This window comes from Sphaerimonospora cavernae (genome assembly GCF_042435035.1).
Classification (GTDB): Bacteria; Actinomycetota; Actinomycetes; order Streptosporangiales; family Streptosporangiaceae; genus Sphaerimonospora; species Sphaerimonospora cavernae.
Map to the genome: position 1 here is coordinate 1 of NZ_JBHMQT010000062.1, position 2,165 is coordinate 2,165.

Here is a 2,165-nt window from a genome sequence, read left to right on the forward strand (position 1 = left end):
GTCCCGCCAGGGGTGAGCGCGCGGGCCCGCCAGCGGACCTTCCACCCATCCGATAGTTTCCCGTCCGGCACGGTCACGGTGGCCTGGGCGCCGGAGTCGACGTCGTCGACCGCACCGGTCCAGATCGAGCCTGTCCCGTGCTCGGTGTCGGCGGGGTCGTGTTCGAGTTCGAATTCGGCCCGTACCGTGCCGCCGGTGGGGTCGGTGACCTGGGCGAGCAGCTGCGGCGTCAACGACGACGCCACGGTGGTGCCGTCGATCTGCTGCGAGGGGATGACCTGCAGGGTGCCGAGTACGGGGTCGGGCCGGTCCACGCGGAAGTTCTGCCAGTCCGACCAGGCCGAGGCGGCCTCACCCGTGACGGCGCGGGCGCGCCAGCGCACCAGCCAGCTCTCACTCAGCGTCTGTTCGGGGACGGTCACCGATGCCTGGGTCCCGGCCGGGACGTTGTCGGCGGCACCGGCCCAAATCTGGCCGCTTCCCTGACCCGCCGGTGCGGCGGGGTCGTGCTCGATCTCGAACTCGGCCCGCAGCGCCGCGCCGTAGGCGTCGGTGACGGTGGCCAGCAGGTGCGGGGTCAGCGACGTGATCGTGGTGGTCTGCCCGTCGGTTTGGGACGGGGTGACCTGCAACTGGGAGACGGTGGCGGCGGGGACCTTCACCGTCAGCGGCTGCCACTCGCTCCAGGCGGAGGCGTTAGAACCCGGGGCGATGGCGCGGGCCCGCCAGCGGACCTTCCACCCGTCCGCGAGCGTGTCGTCCGGCACGGTCACGGTGGCCTGGGCGCCGGAGGCCACATCATCGGCCCCTGCGGTCCAGATCTGACCGCTGCCCTGACCTGCCGGGGCGGCGGGGTCGTGCTCGAGTTCGAACTCCACCCGGGACGCCGCCGCGTCCGGAGTGATGACCCGGGCGGCCAACGCCGGTGTGAGGCTGGACGTGACCGTCTCCCCCGACACACCCTGGGAGGGGGTGACCTGCAACTGGTCCACGACCGGGTCCGGCACCGTGATGGTGGCGGCCTGCCAGTCCGACCAGGCCGAGGACACAGACGTGCCGGTATTGGTGGCCCGGGCCCGCCAGCGGATGTGCCACCCGTCGGCCAGCTTCCCGGCCGGAACCTCTGCGACAGCGTCGCTGCCCGGCGCGACCGCAGCCGAGCTGCCGACCCAGACCGGGCCGCTGCCCTCGCCCGGGTGGGCCGGGTCGTGTTCGATCTCGTAGTCGGCCCGCAGGCTCCCTCCCGCAGGGTCGGAGACAGCCGCGTGCAAGGTCGGCGTCAGCGACGACACGTCCGCCCCGGCCAGCGGGCTGATCGACAGGTTCCCCACCGCCGGAGTGGAGTTGATCGTGTAGGTCACGCTCAGAGAGGGGGCGCGGCCGGTGCCGGCCTCGCTGCTGTCGAGGAAGACCCGGTAGTCCGCCGCAGTGGTCTCGATGGTTCCCCGCACGCGAAGCCCGTAGTTGGGCGTCCCCGACGCCCAGGCCCGGACGATCTGGGTGATCGTCCAGCTAATGTACTTTCTGGCCGCGCAACCGCTGGTGTCAAGGAAGGAGGCCTCTCCCGCCGTCGCGATGCCCGGCTGGTTGGCCCAGGTGATCGTCGCCGGATCCCAGTCGGCGGCGACCCGCGAGACCCAGGCCCCCGCACGCGGGCACGCCGAGGTTTTGACCGAGCTCTTATAGACCTGGAAGGTCGCATCCTGCACGGTCGCACCCGCCAGGGCCGAGGTGTCGAACTTCACGAAGGCGCGTGACAGCGTCCCGCCGTGGTTCCCGGCACTGATGGTGGTGTCCCCGTCGTAGGAACGCGTCGATCCCTGGACCACCGTGGTATCCGTGGTCAAAGGAAGGGAGACCGTCGGGTCGATCGTCACCGGATACGCCGTGGCGGGATCGGCCAAAAACTGCGCGTCCGGGCGGAGCACCAGCACCTGCCCGCCGTCGTTGTCGGCGGCCACCTCGGTGGAGATCTTCCCCGGATTGCCGGTCGCGTCCTGCCCGCCGCCGCCGGCGGGCGGGGCGGCCCACATCACCGGCTGCGGCGCCGAGGCCACGAGTTTGGCGTTCTTGCGGTTCCTCAGCAGCAGACGCCCGTCCGCGCTCTCCGACAGGGCAAGGCCCTTGCTCTGCACGCCGATGCGGATCTCCACCGGTGTTGTGGG

Annotated in this window: 1 protein-coding gene; it reads right to left on the reverse strand. The window is 71.5% G+C overall.

Annotated elements, in window-relative coordinates:
* Positions 1-2,165, reverse strand: a 2,165-nt coding sequence (locus tag ACFHYQ_RS27220; RefSeq protein WP_394304000.1) for a DNRLRE domain-containing protein, incomplete at both ends; no start/stop codon positions are given.